The sequence below is a fragment of the Marisediminitalea alba genome (genome assembly GCF_002993365.1).
In the GTDB taxonomy this organism is placed as follows: Bacteria; Pseudomonadota; Gammaproteobacteria; order Enterobacterales; family Alteromonadaceae; genus Alteromonas; species Alteromonas alba.
In genome coordinates, this window is record NZ_PVNP01000184.1 from 1 (window position 1) to 3,882 (window position 3,882).

Sequence of the window (3,882 nt, forward strand, 5' to 3'; positions counted from 1 at the left end):
TTCTTCTTGCCGGTCAGAGTGTTATCACGCTTGTTCCGCCGTTTGTATATGCAAGGCGTACGTGAGTTATACGAATCGACGCAGTTACTGTGCTTCGGGGAGTTGACGCAGACCAGTGGCTTTGAACACGCCGGGCACTTTATGGCATGGTGCAAACAGCAACAATCCATGGAATGGGTGGTGTATGCCAAACCGCCGTTTGCAGGACCACAAGCGGTGCTGAAGTACCTGTCGCGTTATACGCATCGTGTAGCGATTGCGAATCGCCGACTCCAATCCATTGATGAAACACATGTCTCGTTCACCTATAAGGATTACCGGCGCAAAGGAAACAACATGCACCGGACGATGCAACTGACGTGTGACGAGTTCATGCGTCGATTTTTATTGCATGTCTTGCCAACCGGGTTTCATCGTATCCGGCATTATGGGTTACTGGCCAGTAAAGCCAAACTCAATATGGCCAGACAAGCCTTGCACGTAGCACCGCCACCAGAAATCAAAAATCCTGCCAATGAATCGAAGGCAGACTCAGCCCCCTTCGTGTGCAGGCAATGTCAATCACCGATGAAGGTGTCGGGGCTCAGGCTACCTGCATACTTACCAAGAGCGCCCCCTAAATAGGCGGGGTGCTTAAAGAGATAAAAAAAGCGCCTTTACTGGTGAGGATGATGCTTTACCTGAAACGCTATAAACCCCATGACAATGAATAGAACGAGACAACCGAGCTGAATAAAAACGTGAAAATCAGATGCCAATAGAAACAAAGCACCACTGGAAACACGTGATCTTGGCGATCATCCTCTACAGCAGACTCACATTCACCATCGAAATCCCCATAGCCAAACCACAGGGGTAACATCCCGCGGTTTCGTCCAACGAAGATTATCTGATATCTGCCCGAGAGTAGGACATCAAGGTGGATCTGAATGGAGGGCAGATAACTGATAATCTAAACATTAGTAGACGTTAAGATTTATTGCAACAACTACTTCCTTCTTGAATAGGTGGGCACTTAACAGTCCCAAAAGAGCAATAAACGCAACAATCACCTATTAAAGGCTTGAGTAGCGCTTTGCATCCCTCACATTCGTAATACCACTGGCAAGCGTTTGTTGGCATAGTCTCGACCTTACTAAAGCCGCATTTGGGACAAGTAATCTTAGATTCCAATTCTATACCTCGCATACGGGTTCCTTAACTGGCTCAACGACATCCAATACTGACATGAATACCATCCATGTGATCCCAAAGTAAAATAAGTAAGTGCTCCAGTCGTATTGCCACAGTGGATAAAGAGTCAGCAATACTGCAATTGGGCCAATTACACTTAATATGCCCCTTACCACATGCTTATGTTGATACCAGTTGTACGAGTTGACCAATAAAGCGAGCGCAGCAAACAATGGTAATAAAGTATTAACCGCTATCCCTTCAAAATGTGATAAAAAACCAAGCCCTAAAGCTGATGCTAGTGAACCAAGTGCGGGGAAACATGCTGTGCAGCTAAGTGCGGCTAGCCAAACGCCACCAGAGCCTACTTTATCTAGAGTTTTATTCATCATAATTACCTCTACTTTTGAGGCAGTCTAAACCCCGTACATAGGTACGGAGTCAATAGTTAATTGAGCGAATTTATTAATGGGCAGGAATTAGGGTCATGGTTGGCTTTACAAGAACTTGTCATATCTTGAATCACATGTTCTAGCCGCTGCAAAATAGCAATTTTCTCTCGAATCAACTTAAGTTTTTGTAATCCCATCGATTCGACATCAGCGCAGTTTCCACTCATCGTCATGAGCGAAGCGACTTCATCAAGTGTAAAGCCCAAGGCTTTAGCTTTTAATATGAATTTAAGTTGACTCACATGGGTGTCGTCATACATGCGATAACCACTATCAGGTTTTAGTGGCTGGACGATAAGTCCTTTACGTTCATAAAATCGGATTGTTTCTACGCTAATGTCTAGTTCTTTAGCCAGCGTTCCAATGGTTTTCATAAGCGGATTCTCTAAAACAATTGGCATTATTCTATCATTATTAGACAAGTGCTGAACTTCCGTTTATCGCACACTAAACCAATTGATTTATCATACTGCCAGTGTCTGCAATACGTACTAAGCCGACTGTCAGATTTGGTCGTGTTCCAAATCCAAAAATGTAAGATTGGGTGCTGACTAATACAGTTGTTGCCTAGCAAATACTGAAAAGGTAGAGCAAACGTCGCTGGGGCTTTCCTTTCAATAGAAATGCATTGCGCAAATGGTAATTATGTCTTTTCAATCAAAGATAATGGCATTGGCATCCCCTCTGCTATGATCAATAAAATGCTTGAGCCCTTCACCCAGTTCGATATGCGCCTGTCTCGAAATTATGATGGGGCTGGCATGGGGCTTTCAATTGCAAAAAGCTTAGCGGAAATAATGGACGGCACTCTTGAAATCGACAGCGAAGTTGACAAGGGAACAAATGTAACCGTAACACTGCCTGAACAATCAAGGCCAAAAGACAATAAAAACGACTAGACCAGAATAGTTTCATTCGATACCTTGTCCAAAATTTAACATTCATTCCACTAAGGGGCGGCGTTTTTCAAGCTAGTTGTCACCTTTAAAGCGTTTTAAGCCGCTTTACTTTCGTTTTTCTCATTCACCCCGCGGGTTGGGTTTAATGTAGTTGGCCCAACTGGCTCGCAGTTTCGTATCTTGCGTTTTCCCCAGCGGCTTGGATTAGCTTGCTTTGCCAGTTCCAGGCGAGACTGTCTGTTCGCTAGTATCGATTTATCTTGTCCCGTGTGGCGCTGATGCGGTGTGACAAACCTAAGTTGACTGTGTTTGTGTTCATAGTTATACCAGCGCGTAAACGTTAACACCCACCGCCTTGCTTCTTCTAGACTTTTGAACCCATGAGAAGGCCAGTCTGGACGATATTTGCAGGTCCTAAACAGTGACTCCGCAAAGGGGTTATCGTTACTCACTCTGGGTCGACTGTATGATGTCGTTACACCCAGTTCATACGCTTTTGCTCGCATCGTTTGCGACTTCATGGGTGCACCATTGTCTGAATGCAATACCACACCAGTATATAACGCATTTTCATGTATCAGCGTGCGTTGCAGTAGTTCAGCTGCATACTCACCCGATTCACATTCATAGACCTCGGCACCCACAATTTTACGACCGAAAATGTCCTCTAACATATAGAGGTAGTAAAACTGCCCGCGTACCACGCTGGGTAAATATGTAATATCCCAACAGAACACTTCACCAGGCCTGTTAGCAACGAACGTATCCGGTAACTTATTGGCATTCGGCGCCATGCTACGCCCACGGTGATGAAGTTGATTATGCGCTTTTAACACCCGATAAAAACTCGACTCCGACGCATAATACACGCCCTCATCAAGCAACGTGGGCACAATCTGTGTAGGCGGCAAACTTGCAAAGCGCGTTTCATTACTCACTGACAATATCATCTGCTGTTCCGCTTCCGACAGCTTATTAGAGGGCGTCGGACGAACGGCTTCAGGGCGTTTATCGGCCTGAATAATACCGCGCTTAAACCACCGTTTATAAGTTCTGAGGCTAATCTCAACTTCTTCACACGCCAAGCGCAATCGAGCGCCGGCTTGTTTAGCGTCTCGAATTAACTTCACTAATTCCGTGCGCTTTGAGATCGAGGTTAATCGTCCTCGTTGTCGTTCTCCCAAAGCGCATCCAGCTTTTTTCTCAATACCAACAATGCGGCTGTTTCTGCCAGGGCTTTTTCTTTTTCACGCAATTCACGCCTGAGCTGTTTAATTTCTTTTTGGTCAGTCTTGCGCTGGCGTTTGACTGTCAATTCTTGCTCGCGTGTTTGGCCAAAGCCTTGTAATGACGCTGAT

5 protein-coding genes and 1 pseudogene are annotated in these 3,882 nt (G+C 45.2%); 2 read left to right on the forward strand and 4 right to left on the reverse strand.

Translation table 11 applies throughout. The features are described from left to right. On the forward strand, positions 1-624 hold a 624-nt coding region (locus C6Y40_RS16250; RefSeq protein WP_170308460.1), incomplete at its 5' end, for an IS91 family transposase. 345 nt (positions 625-969) lie between these two features. Here the strand turns inward: C6Y40_RS16250 and C6Y40_RS25270 are convergent. Genes C6Y40_RS25270 through C6Y40_RS16265 form a run of 3 tightly spaced genes read right to left on the reverse strand, consistent with a single transcriptional unit; the run spans position 970 to position 2,047 of the window. Next, entirely contained in the window at positions 970-1,188 is a 219-nt protein-coding gene (locus tag C6Y40_RS25270; protein ID WP_105935477.1) for a GDCCVxC domain-containing (seleno)protein, read from the reverse strand. Then, a complete protein-coding gene (merC, locus tag C6Y40_RS16260) occupies positions 1,176-1,565 on the reverse strand; it encodes an organomercurial transporter MerC (RefSeq protein ID WP_105935478.1) in 390 nt (129 codons plus the stop codon). Before merC ends, C6Y40_RS25270 begins: the two co-directional genes overlap by 13 nt. 56 nt (positions 1,566-1,621) lie before the next feature. Next, a complete protein-coding gene (locus tag C6Y40_RS16265; protein ID WP_240621987.1) occupies positions 1,622-2,047 on the reverse strand; it encodes a MerR family transcriptional regulator in 426 nt (141 codons plus the stop codon). Between the two features lie 201 nt (positions 2,048-2,248). Here C6Y40_RS16265 and C6Y40_RS16270 point away from each other — a divergent pair, with 201 nt between their 5' ends. After that, complete coding sequence (locus C6Y40_RS16270) at positions 2,249-2,524, forward strand: ATP-binding protein (RefSeq protein WP_105935479.1); 276 nt, start codon at positions 2,249-2,251, stop codon at positions 2,522-2,524. A 95-nt stretch (positions 2,525-2,619) separates the two neighbouring features. On the opposite strand, the pseudogene C6Y40_RS16275 reads toward C6Y40_RS16270, so the two are convergent. Beyond that, a pseudogene (locus tag C6Y40_RS16275) lies at positions 2,620-3,882 on the reverse strand (IS3 family transposase); the annotation flags it as partial.